Source organism: Streptomyces sp. MMS24-W38 (genome assembly GCF_059889265.1).
In genome coordinates this window covers 1,707,472-1,726,364 of the sequence record NZ_JCBCPP010000001.1, presented here as the reverse complement: position 1 = coordinate 1,726,364, position 18,893 = coordinate 1,707,472, and the positions used below count along the sequence as shown (strand labels likewise).

Below are 18,893 nucleotides of genomic sequence, written 5' to 3'. Positions count from 1 at the left end.
CGCTCTCCCGTTTTGGCCGGGGCTCCTACACGTCCCGCTTCCCCAGCAGGGCGAAGGCGCCGCCGAGCGCCGCGGCCGTGACCCCGAGCATGATCCACAGTGGGTCCCAGCCGGACGGACCGGACGTGCTCAGGGAGTTGGCGTAGAAGATGCTCATCTGGTTCGGGATGGAGTACTCGAACAGGGCCATGCGCACGTCCTCCAGCGAGGAGGAGAACATGAACATCGCGATCACCAGCGGGGCGAGCACGGCGCCGATCATGATGGTGATGGCGCCCGCCGAGTGCCGGATGATCGAGCCGACGGCCAGCGAGAGCGTGCCGAGCAGCGCGATGTAGAGCGAGATGCCGACGGTGGCCTTCAGCCACTCGCCGCCGGTGGGCTCCCCCGCGTTGTTGCCCTCCATCATCACCGTGTGCAGGAACGCGACGGCCGTCGCGGACAGCAGCGTCACGACGAAGGCGACCAGGAAGAACACCAGGGCCTTCGCCGCGAGCACCCGCCCGCGCGAGGGGCAGGCCACCATGGTGGTGCGGATCATGCCGGTGCCGTACTCCGTGGCCGTGGTCAGCACGCCCAGCGTGATGACGCACATGCCGCCCAGGAGCAGTCCGAAGAAGCCCATGGACAACGCGCTCTCACCGTTCAGGTCCGTGTCGGTGCTCGCCACCACCGCACCGGTCAGCAGGCCGATGCCGACGACGAGCAGCACGAACACGCCCAGCGTCCACATCGTGGAGCGCACCGACCGGATCTTCGTCCACTCGGAGGCGATCGCGTGCCCCAGGTGCGTGCGCACCACCGGGATCGGCGAGTGGTAACCGGGATCCGTCGCCTGCCATACGGGCGCGGTCTGCTGGGTCGGGGGCTGGGGCGTGCTCATCGGGCGTCCTCGGGCTTGGTCACGTCGGAGCTGGACGGGCTGGGCGGGGCGGCCGGTGGAGCGGTCGGCGGGGCGGCCGGAGCCGTGCCCTGGACCGGCTGAGCGGCGGCGGGCGGCTGCGGGACGGGCTGGGCGTACGGGTTGGCCGTCGGGACCCCCGGAGCGGCTCCAGGGGCGCCCGGAGCGCCGTACGGGCCCGTGGGAGCCTGCGGTGCGCCCGGGGCCGCCGCGAACTGCGGGCCGCCCTGCTGGGGCGGCGGCGGGGCGTACCAGCCGGGCTGGCCCAGGCCCGGTACCGGCACCGGAGGCTGCACGCCCGGCGGCAGCGGCTGCTGGAGCCCTGCCTTCTGGTCGTCGGTCGAGCGGTAGTCGACCGCTCCCTGCGTCATCCGCATGTACGCCTCCTCCAGCGAGGCCTGGTGCGGTGACAGCTCCCACAGCCGTACGCCGGTGTCGTGCGCGATGTCACTGACGCGCGGCAGCGGCAGTCCCATCACCCGCAGCGCGCCGTCCTGCTCGGGCAGTACCTGGCCGCCGGCCTCGCTGAGCGCGGCGGACAGCTTCTCGCGCTGCTGCGGCTCGGTGTCGGGCGTGCGCACCCGCGCGAAGTCGGCGGAGTTGGCCGAGATGAAGTCCTTCACACTCATGTCGGACAGGAGCTGTCCCCGGCCGATCACGATGAGGTGGTCGGCGGTCAGCGCCATCTCGCTCATCAGGTGGGACGAGACGAAGACCGTACGGCCCTCCGCGGCGAGCGACTTCATCAGGTTGCGCACCCAGAGGATGCCCTCGGGGTCGAGGCCGTTGACCGGCTCGTCGAACAGCAGCACCTGGGGGTCGCCGAGCAGCGCGGCGGCGATGCCGAGCCGCTGGCCCATGCCCAGGGAGAAGCCCTTGGAGCGCCGCCCGGCCACCTCGTGCAGCCCGACCACACCGAGCACCTCGTCCACCCGCCGGGCCGGGATGCCGGACAGCTGGGCCAGGCTCAGCAGGTGGTTGCGGGCGGACCGGCCGCCGTGCACGGCCTTGGCGTCCAGCAGCGCGCCGACCTGCCGGGCGGCGTTGGGCAGACTGCGGTAGGGATAGCCGCCGATCGTGACGTGGCCCGCGGTGGGGTTGTCCAGACCGAGGATCATCCGCATCGTCGTGGACTTGCCCGAACCGTTGGGGCCGAGGAAGCCGGTGACGGCGCCGGGACGCACCTGGAAGGAAAGGTTGTACACAGCGGTCTTGTCGCCGTACCGCTTGGTCAGGCCGACTGCCTCGATCATGCTCCGCCCCATCGAGAGGTTCAGGACAACGAGGGCACACGCCCCCCGTAAGGGTTAGGAGGATATCGAGACGCTGACGGTTCCACCCAAGGGGAGGTAAAGCCGGGGGAAACTCAGCCCCGTCCCGTCCCGCCCCGCCTCCGGACCGGCCGGGGCACCTCCTCGCCCGGCCCGTGCCCTGCCCTACGCGTCGCGTCTCCTCAGCACCAGGTATCCGCCGACGAGTGCCGCGACCACCCACAGCGCCATGATGCCGAGGCCGCCCCAGGGCCCGTACGGGGTGTCGTCGCCGAGCGGCGTGACCACCTGCATGATCCTGCTGCCCGCCTGGTCGGGCAGGAACCTGGCGACCTTCTTCGTCGCGTCGACGTTGGCCAGGATGTTGGAGATCAGGAAGAAGAACGGCATCAGGATGCCCAGCGACAGCATCGGGGAGCGCAGCATGGTGGCGACGCCCATCGAGAACACCGCGATCAGGGTCATGTAGAGACCGCCGCCGATGACGGCCCGCAGCACTCCCTCGTCCCCGATGGACGCCTTGTGCTCGCCGAGCATCGCCTGCCCGAGGAAGAAGGCGGCGAAGCTGGTGACCATGGAGACGGCGAGCGCGAGCGCGGTGGCCACGCCGAGCTTGCCGGCCAGGAAGGCGCCGCGCTGCGGTACGGCGGCCAGCGAGGTGCGGATCATGCCGGTGCTGTACTCGTTCGACACCACCAGCACCCCGAACACGATCATCGCGAGCTGGCCGAGACTCATCCCGGCGAAACTGATGAACGTCGGGTCGAAGGAGAGCCGGCTCTGCGGGCTCATGTTGTCGAACTCGTTCGCCGACAGCGCCGAGATCAGCATGCCGAGCGCGATGGTGACGACCACCGCCAGGGAGAGCGTCCACACCGTGGACGCCACCGACCGGATCTTGGTCCACTCGGACCGGACGACCTGTGCCGCCGACATGCTCAGCCCTTCTTCCAGCCGTCGCCCCACTGCTGCGGGGGCGCGGGCGTGCCGGAGTGCGCGTGGTACTCCACCGACTCCGCGGTCAGCCGCATGAACGCCTCCTCCAGGGAGGCCTGCTGCGGGCTCAGTTCGTGCAGTACCAGTTGGTGGGCGGCCGCCAGCTCCCCGACCTGCTCGGCCTTGGCGCCGTCCACCTCCAGCACCCCGCCGCTCTCGACGACCGTGATCCCGGCCTCGTGCAGCACGTCCAGCAGCCGTTCCCGCTGCGGGCAGCGGATCCGGACGTACGAACGGGAGTTGTGCTCGATGAAGTCGGCCATGGAGGTGTCGGCGAGCAGCCGGCCCTGCCCGATGACGATGAGGTGGTCGGCGGTCAGCGCCATCTCGCTCATCAGGTGGGAGGAGACGAAGACCGTACGGCCCTGCGCGGCGAGCGACTTCATCAGGGTGCGGATCCAGTGGATGCCCTCGGGGTCGAGGCCGTTGACCGGCTCGTCGAACATCAGGATGCGCGGATCGCCGAGCAGTGCGCCGGCGATGCCGAGCCGCTGGCCCATGCCGAGCGAGAACCCCTTGGTCTTCTTCCTCGCGACGGACGTCAGTCCCACCGTCTCCAGTACCTCGTGCACCCGCTGCCGGGGGATGCCGTTGCTCTGGGCGAGGCACAGCAGATGGTTGAAGGCGCTGCGGCCGCCGTGCAGGGCCTTGGCGTCGAGCAGCGCGCCGATGTACTTCAGCGGGTCCTTGAGCCGGTCGTAGTGCCGACCGTCGACGCGGACGTCGCCGGCCGTGGGCCGGTCCAGGCCCAGCATCATCCGCATGGTGGTGGACTTGCCCGCGCCGTTGGGACCGAGGAACCCCGTGACGATGCCCGGTCTGACGGTGAACGTCAGGTTGTTGACCGCCACCTTCTCGCCGTACCGCTTGGTCAGCCCCTCAACCTCGATCATGCCGCCACGCTAGAACGGGACGAAGCCCTCTGCCAACTCCGTGGCAGAGGGCTTCACCGATGTTCGGCCGCTGTATCCCGGCCGGTTACCGGAACCGCCGGTTACCGGGTCTGCTGGGCCGGAACCCCGCGGGAGGCGGTCTCGTCCTCGGCCGGCGCGCCGGCCGCGGCGACCGCGGCGCCCGTGAGCGTCGCCAGCATCTCGCGGACGTTGGTCAGCTGGGCGTTGATGGAGTCGCGGCGGTTGGTCAGCGCGGCCAGCTCCCGCTCGGATTCCGAACGGATCCGGTCGGCCTTGGCGTTGGCGTCGGCCACGATGTCCTCGGCCTGGCGCTGGGCGGTCTCCACCGTCTGGCGGGCCCGGCGCTCGGCGTCGGTGCGCAGCTTCTCCGCCTCCAGGCGCAGCTGCTCCGCGCGGTGCTCGATCTCGGCGAGCCGCTTCTCGGCCTTGGCCTGACGCGACGCCAGGTCGCGCTCGGACTGCTCGCGGCGCTTGGCGAGGTTCGTCTCGAAGTCGGCGGCGGCCTGCGCGGCCTTCGCGCGGGTCTCCTCGAAGAGGGCGTCCGCCTCCTCGCGCTTGGACTGCGCGTCCTTCTGTGCGTCCGACCGCAGCTGGGCTGCCTCGCCCTGCGCCTTCTCGACGATCCGGACGCCCTCGTCCTCGGCCTTCGCCTTGCGCTCGGCGGAGTACGACTCCGCGTCGTTGCGCACCTGCTGGGCGGCCGACTCGGCGAGCTCGCGGTGCTGCTCGGCCGCGCGCCGGGCCTCCTCGCGGAGGTCCTTCGCCTCCTCCTCGGCCAGGCGCAGGATCTTCTCCACGCGCGCGCCGAGACCCGCGTACGACGGCTCGGCGTCGGTGACCTGGGACTGGGCGTTCTGCGTCTCGAGGTGGAGCTCCTCGATGCGCTTTTCCAGAGCGGTGATGCGGGCGAGAGCGCTGTCACGGTCGGAGACGAGTTTGGAGATGCGTTCGTCCACCTGAGCGCGGTCGTATCCACGCCGCACAAGCTCGAAGCCGTAGGGGGAAGTGTCGCTCATGGGGTTCCTGTCGAATGAGACCGGTGAGGTGATAGGGGGAATCCTAGGCGCCGAAGCGCTGTGTCATCGAGCGGATGCACGTTTGATACGGAGAATGACACCCCTTTTGAGTGGCCGGCACCCGGAGGGCTTGCCAAGTGCATGCCCAAACCCCCTTGTCGGCACGGGAGTTGGCGTGCCGACAGGGAGTCTCCCACACCGTCGAAGAGTTTGACCGGTTCGTTATACGGCGCCCTAACTGTCCGAAGACCTGCTCCGCTGGCCCGGCGGACCGGCCGCCGCGGCGGCCTTCACCCCGTTGTCCTTGCCGCCGCCCGGAACCTCGAACGACTCCAGCGCCTCCAGGACGTCCTGCACGCGGGAGATCTCGGCGTTGATGTCCTCGCGCCGCCGCACCAGGACCTCCAGCTCGCGCTTACCCTCCTCGACCGTGGCCCGTGCCTCGCGGATCGCCTCGGCCTTGAGCTCCTCGGCCTCCTTGATGAGCGCGGCCTTCTTCTGCTCGGCCTCCTTCAGCAGCCCCTCGGCCTTCTTCACCGCGGCGATACGCACCTTGCCCGCCTCGGAGTTGGCCTCGGACACGAGTTCCTTGGCCTTCGCCTGGGCCTTGGCGAGCTGCTCCTCGGCCGCCTTGATGAGCGCGTCGCAGCGGTCACCGGTGGACTTCATCGTCTCGGCCGCCTCACGGCGGGCCCGCTCGTGCAGCTCCTCGATCTCGCCGGTGATGCGGTCCCGCAGCTCCTCGGCGCGCTCCCGGATCCGGGTCGCGTCCTGGCGGGCCCCGACCAGCAACTCGTCCGCGTCCGCACGGGACTTCTCCACCCGCGAGTTGCCCTCGACGGTCGCCTCGGAGACGATCCGGTCGGCCTCGGTGCGGGCCGCGCCCACCATCGAGTCGGCCTGGGCCTCCGCGTCCGCGGTGGTCTTCTGCGCCTGCTGCTGCGCCTCGGTGAGCAGCTTGTCCGCCTCGGCGGTGGTCTCCGTGATGAGCGTGTCCACCTGCTCGGCCGCCTCGGAACGCCGCTTGTTGGCGTCCTTGCGGGCCTCGTCCAGTGTGTGCTCGGCCTCCTCGCGCGCCGAGGTCACCAGACGCTCGGCCTCCTGCTCCGCGTCGGCCTTGAGCCGCTCCGCCTCGCCCCGGACCTGCTCCGCGTGCTGCTGCGCCGAGTTGACCGTCCGGGACGCCTCGGCCCGCAGCCGCTCCGCGTCGCCCGTCGCGTCCGAGATCAGCTTCTCGGCCTTGGCTACCGACTCCGCGCGCTGCCGGTCGGTCTCCGCGATCGTCTCCGCGGTGAGCCGCTCCGCCTCGCTCCGCGCCTCGGTGATGAGGGTGTCCGCCTGCGTCGCCGCCTCCGAACGGATCCGGTTGGCGTCCTGGCGGGCCTCGGCCCGGGTACGCGCGGCGCTCTGCTCGGCCTCGGCGACCGTGTCCGACGCCTCCGTACGCATCCGCTGGGCCTGCTCGGAGACCTCCGAGCGGACCCGCTCCGCCTCGGTGATCGCCTCGGACACCGTGCGCTCGGCGAGCGACTTGGCGGCCTCCGTCTCCTCCTGCGTCTCGTGCCGCAGCCGGCTCGCGTCCTCGCTCGCCCGCTCCCGCTCCGCGTAGGCGTCGGCCCGGACCCGGTCCGCCTCCTCCTCGGCCTCGCGCCGGGTACGGTCCGCCGCGTGCTCGGCGGCGCTGCGCAGCCCGGTGATCTCCTCCTGCGCCTGCTCGTGCAGGTCCGCGACCGAATCCCGGACCTGCTGCGCGTGCTGCTCGGCGGCCGACACCATCTCGGTGGCACGACGGTCGGCCTCCTCGACCAGCCGTACGGCCTCGGCCTGCGCCTCCTCCACGCGCGTGCGCGCCGCGGCCAGCAGCTCCTCGCTCTGCTCCCGGGCCCGCTCGCGCTCCTGGTCGGCCTCCTGCCGGGCCGCGCCCAGCAGTTCCTCGGCCTCGCGGCGGCGCCGGGCGGCCTCCTCCTGCGCGCCGGCCAGCGCCTGGGACGCCTCCGCGCCGAGCCGCTCGGCGGCGGCCAGCGCCTCGGCCCGCATCCGGTCGGCGCTGTCCTGCGCCTCCGACTTGAGCCGCTCCGCCTCCGCCGCGGCCTCCGAACGCAGCCGCACGGCGACCGACTCGCCCTCCGCGCGGGACGCCGACGCGTCCGCCGCGGCCTCGTTGCGCAGCCGCTCGGCCTCCGCCTCCGCCTGCTCACGGAGCGTGCGAACCCGCTCCGCCGCCTCGGCGCGCAGCCGCTCGGCCTCCTCCGAGGCCTCCCGGCGGATGCGGCCCGCCTCCTCACGGGCCTCGCTCAGCGCCTGTTCGGCCGAGGCCAGCCGCTCCTCGGCCTCCGTGTGCAGCCGGGTCAGCTCCTCGGCGGCCTCCGCGCGGCGTGCCGTGACGGCCTGCTCGGCCTCCTCGTGCAGCTCGCGCGCGGCCCGCTCGGCGTCCTCCTTGAGCGCGTCGGCCTGCTCGGTGGCCTCCGTGCGGTGCCGCTCCGCCTCCTTGCGGGTGCGCTCCAGCGTCTCCTCGGCCTGCCGGCGCAGCGTCGTGGCGCGCTCGATGGCCTCGGTACGGACCTTCTCGCTGTCCGTCTGCGCGGTGGACCGCAGCTCGTCCGCGTCCGCCTTCGCCTTGGCCAGCAGCTCCTCGGCGGACCGGGCCGCCTCCTCGATCTGCGCCACGGCCTCCTTGCGGGCCTCCGCGCGGATCTTCTCGCCCTCGGCGACCGCGTCGGCACGCAGGTGCTCGGCCTCGCCGCGCAGCCGTCGGGCCTCCTCCTGCAGCTCGACCGTCTTGGCGCGGTACTCCTTGGTGTCGTCCTTCGCCGCGCCCTTGAGCTGGGTGGCGATGTCGTGCGCCTCGGCCCGCAGCCGGTCCGCCTCGGCCTCGGCCTCCCCACGGATCCGCTCGGCCTCCTCGGCCGCCGCCCTGGTGGTCCGCTTGGCGTCCTCCGACGCCTTGTTGAGCACGTCCTCGGCGGTCCGGGCCGCCTTGGACAGCTGGGTGGCGCTCTCCTCGGCGGTGATCGTGCGGGCCTTCTCGGCGGCCTCCGCGACGATCTTCTCGGCCTCCGCACGGGCGTCCGCGACGACCTGTTCGGCGTCCGCCTTGGTGGACTCGGCCTCCTTGGTGGCCTCGCTGACCAGCCGGGCGACCTGCTCCTTGGCCGTACGGGTACGGGTCTCGTTGGCGGCCTCGGCGGAGGAGAGCGCCTTCGACGCGGCCTCCTTCGCCTCGGCGAGCACCTTGTCCGCCTCGGCACGGGCCTCGCGCAGCGCCGCCTCGGCGTCCGCCATGCGCTGTTCGGCCGCCCTGGCGAGCTCCTGGGCCTCGCGGCGGGCGGACTCCGACTCGCTGGCCGTCGACGTCCGCAGCTGCTCGGCGTGCTCGGTGGCCTCCTGCGCCTGCGCGGAGGCGGCGTTCAGCAGCCGCTCGGCGTCCGCGCGGGCTCGGCGCAGGGTCTGGTCGGCCTCCGTGCGCGCCGCCTCGGCCTCGCCGCGCAGCCGTTGGCGGGCCTCGGCGGTCACCCGTTCGGCCTCCGCGCGGGCGGCGGCCAGGGCCTGTTCGGCCTCCGCGCGGGACTCGTCGAGCAGTCGGCGGGCCTGCTGCTCGGAGCGGGCCCGCAACTGCTCCGCCCACGCCACGTTCTCGTTGACGTGCGACTCGACGGTCTGCCGACGCTCCGCCAGCTCCTGGTCGAGCTGCTGGCGCCGGGTCACGGCCTCCTGGTGCAGCTCCGACTGGAGCCGGGCCGCCTGCTCGGCGTGCTCCTGGAGAATCCGCTGGGTCTGCGCCCGCACCTGGCTCAGCTCACGCTCGGCGTCCGCGCGGAGCTGGTCGGCCTGCACCTGCGCGTTACGCAGCAACTGCTCGGCCTGATAGCCGATGTCGCCGCCCTCGTAGGCGGGCCGGGACATGATGGTGCGCCGCGCCTCGTGCAGCTTGGCGCGCAGCACCTCGACCTGGTAGCCGAGGTCATCGGCGTGCTGGATCGCCTTTTCCCGCTCGGTCTTCAGCCGCTTCATCTCGGCTTCGAACCGAGAGAGGTGGTCGACGTCAGCCGCCGGCTCTCGCTCCTGGCTCTCGTAGCCCCGCACTGCGCGGTCCCATCCGTCCCCTGGTCGCAACTCTGGCCGAGCCCCGTCCGTCCGCCGAACGGGGCCCCCGGGGAATGGTGTCAGATCGGCGGAGGAGCATGCGCTGCTGCCCCCGCACTCGCCCCCCGAAACCCGGACCCCGGTAAATCCTGCTGTCAAGAAGGACGACGTTCACCCGAACGGAGTCAGTCGTCACCTTTTTTGACGGCAGGACCTGATCGCCCTGGATCGAGCGGCGACCGCACCCAACCCTACCGGCCCTTATGTACGTGGGTCAGTGCTCAGGTGACTCAACAGGCGCCGAAGTGACCAGTTCGGTCAGTACGCCGTGGCAGTCCTTGGGGTGCAGGAAGGTGATCCGTGACCCCATGGAGCCGCGCCGGGGCTCTTCGTACAACACGCGTACGCCCTTGTCCTTGATGCCGGCGGCCTCGGCATCGACGTCCGCCGTACCGAAGGCGATGTGGTGGACCCCCTCCCCGTTCTTCGCGAGCCACTTCGCGACGGTGGAGTCCTCCCGGGTCGGCTCGAGCAGTTGGAGGTAGGACGCGCCTCCGTCCGAGGTCTCGTTGATCTTGAGCATGGCCTCCCGCACACCCTGCTCCTCGTTGACCTCGGAGTGGAACACCTCGAAGCCGTACGTGGCCCGGTAGAACTCCACGGTCGCGTCGAGGTCGTGGCAGGCGATCCCGATGTGGTCGATTCGCGTCAGCATGGAATCAGTGGAGCGCTACCGGGGCGGTTACGCAACGTGCGCGCGATCACACCGTAAGCCCGATGACGCGGCGGACCGCAGCTCAGTACATTCGAAGTAAACCCTCGTTCACTCCTCGGCTGTGCAGCCGGAAGGGGATCGCAGCTCATGACTTCCGCAGCTTCTGAATCCACCGCATCATCAGCGCCTTCCGCCACGAGCAGTACGACGTCCGTCATCGTCGCGGGCGCCCGGACCCCGATGGGCCGACTGCTCGGCTCGCTGAAGTCCTTCTCCGCGGCCGACCTCGGCGGCTTCGCGATCAAGGCCGCCCTCGACCGTGCGGGGATCGGCGGCGACCAGGTCCAGTATGTGATCATGGGGCAGGTGCTCCAGGCCGGGGCGGGGCAGATCCCGGCACGTCAGGCCGCCGTCAAGGCCGGCATCCCGATGAACGTCCCGGCGCTCACCGTCAACAAGGTGTGCCTGTCCGGTCTCGACGCGATCGCGCTGGCCGACCAGCTGATCCGGGCGGGTGAGTTCGACGTGGTCGTCGCCGGCGGCCAGGAGTCCATGACCAACGCCCCGCACCTGCTGCCGAAGTCCCGTGAGGGCTTCAAGTACGGTGCGGTCCAGATGATCGACGCCATGGCGTACGACGGTCTGACCGACACCTTCGAGGGCATCGCCATGGGCGAGTCCACGGAGAAGCACAACACGCGCCTCGGCATCGGCCGGGCCGAGCAGGACGAGATCGCCGCCCTGTCCCACCAGCGGGCCGCGGCCGCGCAGAAGAACGGCGTCTTCGAGGCGGAGATCACCCCCGTCGAGATCCCCCAGCGCAAGGGCGACCCGGTCCTCTTCAACCAGGACGAGGGCATCCGCGGCGACACCACCGCCGAGTCGCTCGGCAAGCTGCGCCCCGCCTTCACCAAGGACGGCACGATCACCGCCGGCACCTCCTCGCAGATCTCGGACGGTGCGGCGGCCGTGGTAGTGATGAGCAAGGCCAAGGCGCAGGAGCTCGGCCTGGACTGGATCGCCGAGATCGGCGCCCACGGCAATGTGGCCGGTCCCGACAACTCCCTCCAGTCGCAGCCGTCCAACGCGATCGCCCACGCCCTCAAGAAGGAGGGCCTGGAGGTCTCCGACCTCGACCTGATCGAGATCAACGAGGCATTCGCCGCGGTGGCCGTGCAGTCGATGAAGGACCTCGGGGTATCCACGGAAAAGGTGAACGTCAACGGCGGTGCCATCGCCCTCGGTCACCCGATCGGGATGTCTGGCGCCCGGCTGGTGCTGCACCTGGCACTGGAGCTGAAGCGGCGCGGCGGAGGCGTCGGCGCGGCGGCGCTGTGCGGCGGCGGCGGCCAGGGCGACGCCCTGATCGTGCGGGTGACCAAGGCCTGACCCGGCTCGGACGGTCGGCCGGTTCTTCTCTCGTGAACGGAGCTGTGATGCAGGACGTCTCCACTCTGGTGGCCCAGGCCAGGGACGGCAGGCCGCGGGCCGTGGCCCGGCTGATCTCCTTGGTGGAGGGGGCGTCCCCGCAGTTGCGGGAGGTCATGGCGGCCCTGGCGCCGCTGACCGGCAACGCGTACGTGGTCGGGCTGACGGGATCGCCGGGCGTCGGCAAGTCGACGTCCACCTCGGCGCTGGTGACCGCGTACCGCAAGCGGGGCAAGCGGGTCGGCGTCCTGGCCGTCGACCCGTCCTCGCCCTTCTCCGGCGGCGCGCTGCTCGGTGACCGGGTCCGGATGTCGGAGCACGCCTCCGATCCCGGCGTCTACATCCGCTCCATGGCGACCCGCGGCCACCTGGGCGGCCTCGCCTGGGCCGCGCCGCAGGCCATCCGGGTCCTGGACGCGGCGGGCTGCGAGGTGGTCCTGGTGGAGACGGTCGGCGTCGGCCAGTCGGAGGTGGAGATCGCCTCCCAGGCCGACACCTCGGTGGTGCTGCTGGCGCCCGGCATGGGCGACGGGATCCAGGCGGCCAAGGCCGGAATCCTGGAGATCGGCGACGTCTACGTCGTCAACAAGGCCGACCGCGACGGTGCGGACGCCACCGCCCGCGAACTGAACCACATGCTGGGCCTCGGCGAGGCCCGAGCCCCCGGCGACTGGCGCCCGCCGATCGTCAAGACGGTCGCCTCGCGCGCGGAGGGCGTCGACGAGGTCGTCGAGGCCCTGGAGAAGCACCGTGCGTGGATGGAGGAGCACGGGGTCCTGGCGGAGCGCCGGCTGGCCCGCGCCGCCCGCGAGGTCGAGACGATCGCCGTCACGGCCCTGCGGCAACGCATCGGCGACCTGCACGGCGACCGTCGGCTGGGCGCGCTGGCGGACCGGATCGTCGGCGGCGAGCTGGACCCGTACCGTGCGGCGGACGAACTGGTGGCGGGGCTGACGGGGGACTGACGGGAAGGGGTGGTGCGGGCGAGTTCGCCCGCACCACCCCTTTGCTCACCGGTTCGTTCAGCGGTTGTCGCGGTCGTCGCCACCGCGGTCGTCGTCATCGTCCGCCGTGACCTTGCCGCTGCTCAGGTCGACCAGCCATTCCCGGTCGTCGTCGCCGGAGGCGACCGTCTCGACCTCCCAGCCCCGGTCGTCGCGGTCGTCGTCGTCCAGGTCCACCGAGGTCACCGTGCCCTTGGCGGCGGCCGCCTTCGCGGCCTGCTCGGCCGTCACCGACGTGCCCTTCAGCGCCGCCCGCACCTCGTCGGCGTCGTCGTCGTCGTCATCGTCGTTGTCGACCTCCGAACCCAGGACCTTGCCGGTGTTCGGGTCGATCCACACGCTGTACCAGGTGTCGCCCTTGCCGAGGATGTCTACCTCCCAGGCCGCCTTGCCTCGGTGGTTCCGGTCGTCATCGTCGTCGCCGTTGTCGTCATCGTCATCGTCCATCTCGACGGAGACCGCGGTGCCCGGCCGGTGCTCCAGGGCGGCGGCGACGGCGTCGGCCGCGTTCACCTTCGCGGAGAGCGCCAGAGCGTCGTCGTCATCGAGGTCGTCCCGGTCGTCCCGGTCGTCGAAGTCGTCACCGTCGTCGTCCGATGCCAGCGCCTCCACCGGGTGCGTCGTCGTCGGCGTCTCGTCGTCCCCCGAGATCGCGATCGCCGTCGCGGTGCCTCCCCCGATCAGTGCCGCGGCGGTGACGACGGCGATCACGATGTTGCGCTTCATGGTGGTTCCTCCCCGGTCGCTTCGTTTTCGACGTCCTCAATCTCGCCGATCGATCCTGAGGGGAACCTGAAGCCACCTGAAGTGATCTTCAGGTTCGCTCTGCGACCCTTGTGCGCATGCGCCTGTTGATCGTGGAGGACGAAAAGCGCCTCGCCCTGTCCCTCGCCAAGGGCCTGACCGCCGAGGGATACGCCGTGGACGTCGTCCACGACGGCCGGGAGGGCCTGCACCGGGCCACCGAGGGCACCTACGACCTCGTGATCCTCGACATCATGCTGCCGGGTCTCAACGGCTACCGCGTCTGCGCCGCCCTGCGCGCCGCCGGCCACGAGGTGCCGATCCTGATGCTCACCGCCAAGGACGGTGAGTACGACGAGGCCGAGGGACTGGACACCGGCGCCGACGACTACCTCACCAAGCCGTTCTCCTACGTCGTCCTCGTCGCCCGCGTGAAGGCGCTGCTGCGCCGCCGGGGTCAGGGTGCCGGGGCCTCCCCGGTGCATGTGCACGGGGACCTCAAGGTGGACACCGCGGCTCGCCGGGTCTTCCTCGGCGAGGCCGAAGTGGCGCTCACGGCCAAGGAGTTCTCCGTGCTGGAGCAGCTGGTGCTGCGGGCCGGCGAGGTGGTCTCCAAGGCGGAGATCCTGGAGCACGTCTGGGACTTCGCCTACGAGGGCGACCCGAACATCGTCGAGGTCTACATCAGCGCCCTGCGCCGCAAGCTCCGCGCCAAGCTGATCCGGACGGTGCGCGGCGCCGGTTACCGGCTGGAGACGGCGCGATGAGACGGCTGTTCGGCTCGGTCCGCTCCCGGGCGACGCTCGGTGCCACGCTCGTGGTCGCGGTCGCGCTGGTCGTGACCGGCGCCGCGGTCCTGCAGGCGCTGCGCTCCAACCTGACCGCCGAGGCGGGCACCCAGGCGGAGCGCAGGGCACGGTCGGTCGCCTCCGAGCTCGCCGGGCGGACCCCGTACGACGAGCTGTCGGGGCTGGACGGGGAGGCCGGGCCGGTGCAGATCGTCGACGAGGACGGGAACCTGGTCGCGGCTGCCGACGGTCTGGAGCGGATCAGCGGCACGGTCACCGACCAGGTGAAACCCCGGCCGTCGTCCTCGCCTTCGCCTTCCGTCTCCGTCACGCCGTCGCCTTCGGCCCGCGACGACGGCGACGATGATGATGATGACGACGGCGACGACGACTCGGACGAGGAGTCGGAGGAGGCCACCGACGACGCCACCGACGACGACTCCAGCCTCGCCGCCGGTGAGACCAGCGGGCAGCCCACCTTCAGCAGCGGTGCCGCGACGATCGACGGCGACACCGCCGACTACCGCTTCGCGGCCGTCGACGTGCGGACCCACGAGCGGGGCCTGCTCACCGTCTACGCCGGTGCTCCGCTGGCCGCCGAGCACAGCGCCGTACGGACCGCGCTGACCGTGATGCTGATCGGTTTCCCGCTGCTGGCGGCGCTCGTCGCCGGCATGACCTGGGTGCTCACCGGGCGTGCCCTGCGTCCGGTCGCCGCGATCCGCGAGGAGATGGCCGCGATCACGGCGTCCGAGGACCTCACGCGTCGCGTCCCGGAGCCGGCGACCCACGACGAGATCGCGCGGCTCGCCCGCACCACCAACGAGACCCTCGCAGCCCTGGAGACGTCCGTGGAGCGGCAGCGGAGCTTCGTCGCCGACGCCTCGCACGAGCTGCGCAGCCCGATCGCGTCCCTGCGCACCCAGCTGGAGGTGGCCGCCGCCCATCCCGAACTCCTGGACCTGAACGGCGCCGTCGAGGACACCGTGCGGCTCCAGCACCTCGCCGCCGACCTGCTGCTGCTCGCCCGGCTGGACGCGGGGGAGCGGCCCGTCGAGGGCGGGGTGGACCTGGCAGCGCTGGCCCGCGAGGAGGCGGCGGGGCGGGCGGGTGTGACGGTGGACGCGGAGACGGCGGAGGTGGCCGGGTCGCGGGGGCAGCTGGGGCGGGTGCTCGGCAACCTGCTCGACAACGGCCGCCGGCACGCCCGCGAGACGGTCTCGGTGACCGTGCGGCGCGAGGGCGACTGGGCGGTGCTCGGCGTGGCCGACGACGGCGACGGGGTGGCCGAGGCCGACCGGGAGCGGATCTTCCAGCGGTTCGTGCGGCTGGACGACGCCCGCAGCCGCGACGACGGCGGGGCCGGCCTGGGCCTCGCCATCGCGAGGGACGTCGCCGTACGGCACGGCGGGACGCTCACGGCCGGTGCGGCGCAGGCAGGCGGAGCCCTGTTCGAACTCCGCCTGCCGCTTGCCTGAGGAGAACCGGTGGTCAGAGGCGCCCGCGCTGGCCGCGCAGGTGCTCCGCGATGGGCTTGAGGGCCTTGTCCAGCTCACCGAGGGTCTCGGGGGAGAGCAGGTCGATGAAGTGCCGGCGCACTGACGCCACGTGGTGGGGCGAGACCTTCTGCATGGTCTCCATGCCGTGGTCGGTGAGGACGGCGAAGAGGCCGCGCCGGTCGGACTCGCAGTGCTGCCGCCGGACCAGGCCCGCGTTCTCCATCCGGGTGACCTGGTGCGAGAGCCGGCTCTTGGACTGCATGGTGGCGGAGGCGAGGTCACTCATCCGCATCCGGCGGTCGTCCGACTCGGACAGGTTCACCAGGATCTCGTAGTCGTTCATTGTCAGGCCGAAGGGCTGCAGATCCTTCTCGAGCTGGTACGTCAACAGCCTGTTGACCTCCAGGTGGGTGCGCCAGGCGCACTGCTCCGCATTGGTCAGCCAGCGTGTGGCCGTCTCGGTCTCCATGAATGAAGTCTACCTAAAAAGTTGAAAGGCGAACTAGTGACGGTTTCCGTGACAGCGGCAGCGTGCACGCGTTCGACGTCACACTCCGCAGACTACCGCTCACAGCCCGAAGCGACGCTGGAGGTCTCCCAGCTGTCCGGGAAGACGCGGTGCCCCCGTGCTCTGTCCGGGCGCTCCGGAAACCCCGCCGCCGGGCACCCCCGGCACCTGCGGAACGACCCCCGTGGACTGCTCCGCCATCAGGGTCTCGGAGGACTGCAGCAGCACGGTGCCCGCCCCCACGAACTCGAACTGGTGCTCCTCGCCGGAAGCCCCGCCGAGGCCCGTCATCGCACGTAGACCGCCCATGACACCGGTCATGTAGCCATGGTCGTAGTGGTGGCACGGGGAGGGGCAGTCGGCCCATCCCACCAGCGCCTGCGGGTCCACCCGGAGCGGGGGTTCCATGAACACCACCGGACCGTTCGACACGGCCACGAACTTTCCGGTTCCGATGAGGGTCAGGAAACCCGGCACGATCGACTGCTTCAGCGACAGACTTGGCTGAAAAGCGAGCAAGTTGCCCGAGCGAATGGTCAGATTGCCGTCCTCGAGGTCGTACGAGTTCACATCGAAGGCCCGGTCGGCGAGGAGCATCTTGCCCGAGCCCTCCGCCACGACCCAGTCGCTCGCGTGCAGTGGTGAATGGAACGACGTGCGGACGAGTCGGTCGAGTCGGCCGTGCCCGATGCCGTTGAACTCGATCGTGCCGTAGTAGGCGATCATCTTCCCCTTCTGCAGGAACCACTGGCTCCCCCGGAGCTCCACACAGAAGGTGTAGGCGTCGACGTTGTCGTCGGACGGCAGCGTCGTCGGGTCGAAGACCGTGACGGCGGGCCCGGGGCCGCCGCCCGGGAATCCGTAGGGGCTCACAGCTTCTCCTCCGACGCCTGGACGTACACCGCACCGCTGCCGCTGAGCTCCAGCTGGAACGCCTCACCGGAGCCGCGCCCCACCATGTCCCGCCAGCCGAGCGCGGTGGACAGCCTGTTGCGGACGTCACCGTGGTGGGCGACATAGGCCTGCGGGTCGACGTGCACCGGACGCTGCGGGGTGATCGGGATCTCGATCACACCCCCGTGCGCCATGACGGCCACGGAACCGTGCCCCTTGAGCGTGGTGGTGAACAGGCCCTGCCCGGAGACCTGACCCCGGACCATGCCCATCACCCCGCCCTGCGAGCCCAGGAACACCGTGCCCTGCTCCAGCGTGCCCTCGAACGCCAGCAGGCGGTCCGCCTCGACGTACAGGGTGTCCCCGGAGAGGTCGATCACCTGGATGTGGTGGCCGCCGTGCCCGAACAGGACCGTGCCCTCGCCCTCGACGCTCATCAGGGGCGTGGCCTCCCCGGCCACCCGCCGGCCGATCATCGACCGCAGACCGCCCTGACCACCCGTCATGTCGGGTGTGAAGCCGACCTCCCCCCGGTACGCGAGCATCGCGCCGCGCTGGCTGAACAGCCGCCGGCCGGGCACCACGGTCGCCTCGACCACCTTCGAGTTGATCTCCCGGAAGCCCACGTCAGACGTCCCCCGCGATCGTGTTCCGCTCACTGGGCTGCACATAGACCAGCCCGTCGCCCTCGAACCTCATCTGGAACGCCTCGCCGCCGCCCTCCCCGAGCAGTGTGCGGAACGTCACCCCGGACTGGAGGGACTGCCGCAGATTCCCCTGGTGGGCGACGTAGGCGCCGGGGTCGACGGTCAGCGGGTACTGCGGACCGACCCGGAGCACCACGGCCGGCCCGTCCGACATGATCGCGGCCTGGCCGTGCCCCTCGACGGTGGTCGTGAACAGCCCGTTGCCCTGCGACGCCCCGCGCAGGCCCGTGAAACCGGTCCCGGTGCGCAGGCCCCCGTCGGTCGCCAGCAGGTTGCTCGACTCCACGTGGAGCTTGTCCCCCTGAAGACCGATGAGATTGATGTCGGCGGCGCGATCGGCGAACCAGCAGGTCCCGTGCCCCTTCACCTCCATCACCGTCATCTGCTCACCGGTCAGCCGCCGGGTCACCATCCCCCGGATGCCCTCCCCGCCGCCCGTGAGCTTCTTGAACGCCATCTCGCCGTCGTACGCGACCATCGAGCCGTTCTTCGCCTTCACGGCATCCCCGGTCATGTCGACGACGAGCACCTTGCTGCTCTGAAGTCGGAACATCGCCACATCTGTGACGTTAACCGTCGCCCCGCTCCGCCGACAGGCCCTGTGGGGTGAGTCGCACCCGGAAGATTCCCCTGGGGGCCGCCCCGCTCCGGTGATCGCGGACGGGGTTTGTCACAATGGACAAACGCTTGTGCGTGCATTCACAAACGTCTCTCCCATCGAAGGTGACCCGTGGACCTCAAGACCGCCAGTGCCCTCCGCCGCCTCCGCCTGGTATCGGCCCCCGAGGCGATCTCGTTCCTGCTGCTGCTCGTCGCCTCGGTCCTGAAGCGGACCACGGAGTTCAACGCCGTCCCGGCGCTGGGCGCGATCCACGGAATCCTCTTCATCCTGTACGTGATCTTCTGGGCCGACGCCTGGAACCGTGCCAAGTGGTCGCTGAAGACCGCCGCCTTCTACTTCCTGATGTCGGTGCTGCCCACCGGCGGCTTCTTCGCCGACCGCCGGCTGAAGGCCGAGGCCGAGGACGCGGTCATCGCCTCCCGGGCCCGCGCCGAGAAAGTGGTGGGCGCGTGATCGTCGCCTTCTCCGTGACGCCGCTGGGCGTCGGCGAGGACGTGGGGGAGTACGTCGCCGACGCCGTGCGGGTGGTCCGCGAGTCCGGGCTGCCGAACCGCACCGACGCCATGTTCACCTCGATCGAGGGGGACTGGGACGAGGTGATGGACGTCGTGAAGCGCGCCGTGGCCGCGGTCGAGGCACGCGCCCCGCGGGTCTCGCTCGTCCTCAAGGCGGACCTCCGCCCCGGAGTCGAGGACGGCCTCACCGCCAAGGTCGACACCGTCGAACGGCACCTGGCGCAGAGCGCGGAGTAGCCGGACCGCCGGTCCTACCCGACGGCCGGACGGCGTTGCCCGGCCGGCCGT

At 71.1% G+C, this 18,893-nt stretch carries 18 protein-coding genes; 6 read left to right on the top strand and 12 right to left on the bottom strand.

Features of this window, described 5'->3' with window-relative positions:
• Positions 1-25: 25 nt before the first annotated feature.
• The 7 genes from AC6F7H_RS06440 to mce form a co-directional block, all read right to left on the bottom strand.
• On the bottom strand, positions 26-883 hold the full coding sequence (locus AC6F7H_RS06440; protein WP_500755793.1) for an ABC transporter permease: 858 nt from the start codon (positions 881-883) through the stop codon (positions 26-28).
• Positions 880-2,154: an ABC transporter ATP-binding protein gene (locus AC6F7H_RS06435; RefSeq protein ID WP_500755792.1), complete on the bottom strand. Its 1,275-nt coding sequence runs from the start codon at positions 2,152-2,154 to the stop codon at positions 880-882. Before AC6F7H_RS06435 ends, AC6F7H_RS06440 begins: the two co-directional genes overlap by 4 nt.
• A 183-nt stretch (positions 2,155-2,337) precedes the next feature.
• Complete coding sequence (locus AC6F7H_RS06430; RefSeq protein ID WP_500755791.1) at positions 2,338-3,108, bottom strand: ABC transporter permease; 771 nt, start codon at positions 3,106-3,108, stop codon at positions 2,338-2,340.
• A 2-nt stretch (positions 3,109-3,110) separates the two neighbouring features.
• Positions 3,111-4,061 carry an ABC transporter ATP-binding protein gene (locus AC6F7H_RS06425; RefSeq protein ID WP_500755789.1) on the bottom strand — a complete coding sequence of 317 codons (951 nt, stop codon included), beginning with the start codon at positions 4,059-4,061 and terminating at the stop codon, positions 3,111-3,113.
• A gap of 101 nt (positions 4,062-4,162) precedes the next feature.
• Positions 4,163-5,098: a cellulose-binding protein gene (locus AC6F7H_RS06420; RefSeq protein WP_500755788.1), complete on the bottom strand. Its 936-nt coding sequence runs from the start codon at positions 5,096-5,098 to the stop codon at positions 4,163-4,165.
• A gap of 234 nt (positions 5,099-5,332) precedes the next feature.
• Entirely contained in the window at positions 5,333-9,181 is a 3,849-nt protein-coding gene (gene scy / locus AC6F7H_RS06415; protein ID WP_500755787.1) for a polarized growth protein Scy, read from the bottom strand.
• A gap of 274 nt (positions 9,182-9,455) precedes the next feature.
• Positions 9,456-9,896, bottom strand: a complete 441-nt coding sequence (gene mce / locus AC6F7H_RS06410) for a methylmalonyl-CoA epimerase (RefSeq protein ID WP_500755786.1) — start codon at positions 9,894-9,896, stop codon at positions 9,456-9,458.
• Between the two features lie 147 nt (positions 9,897-10,043).
• Between mce and AC6F7H_RS06405 the strand changes: the two genes are divergently transcribed.
• Both AC6F7H_RS06405 and meaB read left to right on the top strand, forming a co-directional pair.
• Positions 10,044-11,285, top strand: coding sequence for an acetyl-CoA C-acetyltransferase (locus AC6F7H_RS06405; protein WP_500755784.1), 1,242 nt, complete (start codon positions 10,044-10,046; stop codon positions 11,283-11,285).
• 47 nt (positions 11,286-11,332) lie between these two features.
• A complete protein-coding gene (meaB, locus tag AC6F7H_RS06400; protein WP_109377997.1) occupies positions 11,333-12,289 on the top strand; it encodes a methylmalonyl Co-A mutase-associated GTPase MeaB in 957 nt (318 codons plus the stop codon).
• A gap of 57 nt (positions 12,290-12,346) precedes the next feature.
• Here meaB and AC6F7H_RS06395 read toward each other — a convergent pair whose 3' ends face one another.
• Positions 12,347-13,054, bottom strand: a complete 708-nt coding sequence (locus AC6F7H_RS06395; protein ID WP_500755782.1) for a PepSY domain-containing protein — start codon at positions 13,052-13,054, stop codon at positions 12,347-12,349.
• Between the two features lie 116 nt (positions 13,055-13,170).
• On the opposite strand from AC6F7H_RS06395, the gene AC6F7H_RS06390 reads away from it, so the two are divergent.
• Together AC6F7H_RS06390 and AC6F7H_RS06385 are read left to right on the top strand one after the other, a co-directional pair.
• Positions 13,171-13,839, top strand: a complete 669-nt coding sequence (locus AC6F7H_RS06390) for a response regulator transcription factor (protein WP_109377995.1) — start codon at positions 13,171-13,173, stop codon at positions 13,837-13,839.
• Entirely contained in the window at positions 13,836-15,338 is a 1,503-nt protein-coding gene (locus AC6F7H_RS06385; protein ID WP_500755780.1) for a sensor histidine kinase, read from the top strand. Before AC6F7H_RS06390 ends, AC6F7H_RS06385 begins: the two co-directional genes overlap by 4 nt.
• Before the next feature lie 13 nt (positions 15,339-15,351).
• On the opposite strand, the gene AC6F7H_RS06380 is transcribed toward AC6F7H_RS06385, so the two are convergent.
• From AC6F7H_RS06380 to AC6F7H_RS06365, 4 genes are all read right to left on the bottom strand, one after another.
• Entirely contained in the window at positions 15,352-15,828 is a 477-nt protein-coding gene (locus tag AC6F7H_RS06380; protein WP_500755778.1) for a MarR family winged helix-turn-helix transcriptional regulator, read from the bottom strand.
• A gap of 99 nt (positions 15,829-15,927) precedes the next feature.
• Complete coding sequence (locus tag AC6F7H_RS06375; protein ID WP_500755777.1) at positions 15,928-16,740, bottom strand: AIM24 family protein; 813 nt, start codon at positions 16,738-16,740, stop codon at positions 15,928-15,930.
• The gene (locus AC6F7H_RS06370; protein WP_500755776.1) at positions 16,737-17,387 is read right to left on the bottom strand and encodes an AIM24 family protein; all 651 of its coding nucleotides are present in this window, start codon (positions 17,385-17,387) and stop codon (positions 16,737-16,739) included. The genes AC6F7H_RS06375 and AC6F7H_RS06370 overlap by 4 nt, the downstream gene beginning before the upstream one ends.
• 1 nt (position 17,388) lies before the next feature.
• Positions 17,389-18,021 (bottom strand): AIM24 family protein, encoded by a 633-nt coding sequence (locus AC6F7H_RS06365; protein WP_500761686.1) that lies wholly within the window; start codon positions 18,019-18,021, stop codon positions 17,389-17,391.
• 177 nt (positions 18,022-18,198) lie between these two features.
• Here AC6F7H_RS06365 and AC6F7H_RS06360 point away from each other — a divergent pair, with 177 nt between their 5' ends.
• Both AC6F7H_RS06360 and AC6F7H_RS06355 read left to right on the top strand, forming a co-directional pair.
• Complete coding sequence (locus tag AC6F7H_RS06360) at positions 18,199-18,543, top strand: DUF3817 domain-containing protein (protein WP_500755774.1); 345 nt, start codon at positions 18,199-18,201, stop codon at positions 18,541-18,543.
• Positions 18,540-18,842 (top strand): MTH1187 family thiamine-binding protein, encoded by a 303-nt coding sequence (locus AC6F7H_RS06355; protein WP_202277386.1) that lies wholly within the window; start codon positions 18,540-18,542, stop codon positions 18,840-18,842. The genes AC6F7H_RS06360 and AC6F7H_RS06355 overlap by 4 nt, the downstream gene beginning before the upstream one ends.
• Positions 18,843-18,893: the final 51 nt, after the last annotated feature.

Coding starts and splice junctions, on each gene's coding strand:
- AC6F7H_RS06430 (WP_500755791.1), bottom strand. CDS start 3,108: ATGTCGGCGGCACAGGTCGTCCGGTCCGAGTGGACCAAGATCCGGTCG.
- meaB (WP_109377997.1), top strand. CDS start 11,333: ATGCAGGACGTCTCCACTCTGGTGGCCCAGGCCAGGGACGGCAGGCCG.
- AC6F7H_RS06435 (WP_500755792.1), bottom strand. CDS start 2,154: ATGATCGAGGCAGTCGGCCTGACCAAGCGGTACGGCGACAAGACCGCT.
- AC6F7H_RS06365 (WP_500761686.1), bottom strand. CDS start 18,021: ATGTTCCGACTTCAGAGCAGCAAGGTGCTCGTCGTCGACATGACCGGG.
- AC6F7H_RS06420 (WP_500755788.1), bottom strand. CDS start 5,098: ATGAGCGACACTTCCCCCTACGGCTTCGAGCTTGTGCGGCGTGGATAC.
- AC6F7H_RS06425 (WP_500755789.1), bottom strand. CDS start 4,061: ATGATCGAGGTTGAGGGGCTGACCAAGCGGTACGGCGAGAAGGTGGCG.
- AC6F7H_RS06405 (WP_500755784.1), top strand. CDS start 10,044: ATGACTTCCGCAGCTTCTGAATCCACCGCATCATCAGCGCCTTCCGCC.
- AC6F7H_RS06440 (WP_500755793.1), bottom strand. CDS start 883: ATGAGCACGCCCCAGCCCCCGACCCAGCAGACCGCGCCCGTATGGCAG.
- AC6F7H_RS06395 (WP_500755782.1), bottom strand. CDS start 13,054: ATGAAGCGCAACATCGTGATCGCCGTCGTCACCGCCGCGGCACTGATC.
- AC6F7H_RS06385 (WP_500755780.1), top strand. CDS start 13,836: ATGAGACGGCTGTTCGGCTCGGTCCGCTCCCGGGCGACGCTCGGTGCC.
- mce (WP_500755786.1), bottom strand. CDS start 9,896: ATGCTGACGCGAATCGACCACATCGGGATCGCCTGCCACGACCTCGAC.
- AC6F7H_RS06390 (WP_109377995.1), top strand. CDS start 13,171: ATGCGCCTGTTGATCGTGGAGGACGAAAAGCGCCTCGCCCTGTCCCTC.
- AC6F7H_RS06380 (WP_500755778.1), bottom strand. CDS start 15,828: ATGGAGACCGAGACGGCCACACGCTGGCTGACCAATGCGGAGCAGTGC.